The sequence below is a fragment of the Neisseria sp. P0007.S010 genome (assembly GCF_051962875.1).
GTDB classification, from domain to species: Bacteria; Pseudomonadota; Gammaproteobacteria; order Burkholderiales; family Neisseriaceae; genus Neisseria; species Neisseria subflava_A.
This window is the reverse complement of record NZ_JBQCUX010000034.1, coordinates 1-517: the sequence shown is the minus strand read 5'-3', so window position 1 is coordinate 517 and position 517 is coordinate 1. Positions and strand designations below refer to the sequence as shown.

The 517-nt window shown below is 56.9% G+C and carries 2 protein-coding genes and 1 pseudogene; all 3 read right to left on the bottom strand.

The window, feature by feature from the left end; translation table 11 throughout:
* Positions 1–69 (bottom strand): ESPR-type extended signal peptide-containing protein (locus tag ACTHR7_RS10790; RefSeq protein WP_440370806.1); only part of this gene is annotated, 69 nt, incomplete at its 3' end.
* Between the two features lie 107 nt (positions 70–176).
* Positions 177–326: pseudogene (locus ACTHR7_RS10785) on the bottom strand (RNA polymerase subunit sigma); the annotation flags it as partial.
* Positions 316–517, bottom strand: a 202-nt coding sequence (locus ACTHR7_RS10780; RefSeq protein ID WP_440370805.1) for a hypothetical protein, incomplete at its 5' end; no start/stop codon positions are given. The pseudogene ACTHR7_RS10785 and the gene ACTHR7_RS10780, both read right to left, overlap by 11 nt.

Sequence of the window (517 nt, the reverse complement as noted above, 5' to 3'; positions counted from 1 at the left end):
AGTCTCGGCTACGGCCATCAGGATGCCGCGGGTGCGGTTGAAGACGGTTTTATGGCGGTGTTTGTTCATGGCGGGGGTATCCGTAGTGTGTGCGGGGGTGGGGAAAGGCAGCCTGAAAACGGGAAAAGGGGGCAGGCTGCCTGCGATGTAAACACACAGCAACTTAATCCTAAACTCTATTCGTCATTCGCAAGCGGCGGCAAACCCAAAGTATCTGTTTGGCCGGTGTAGTAATCCACCCAGTTTTGCAGGTATTCGTAAGGGAAGTCCAAATCGTAGGCACGCATAAAGTCGAAGGGATCTTGGTATTCACCTTCAGGCAGCGGCGCAGTGGGCGTTTTGCAGATCGGTTTGGATGCCGAGTGCGCGGGCGCTGGTGGCTTGGCCGCCGATGGTAATTTTGCCTTCGCCGAGTACCGAGCGGGTATAGCCTTGGCTGTCGCCGCTTTCATGCTGCGGCAGGGTGGGGCTGTAGTTGAGGCCTTTGTTCATGTTCTGGCCGGCGGTTTGGGACGCA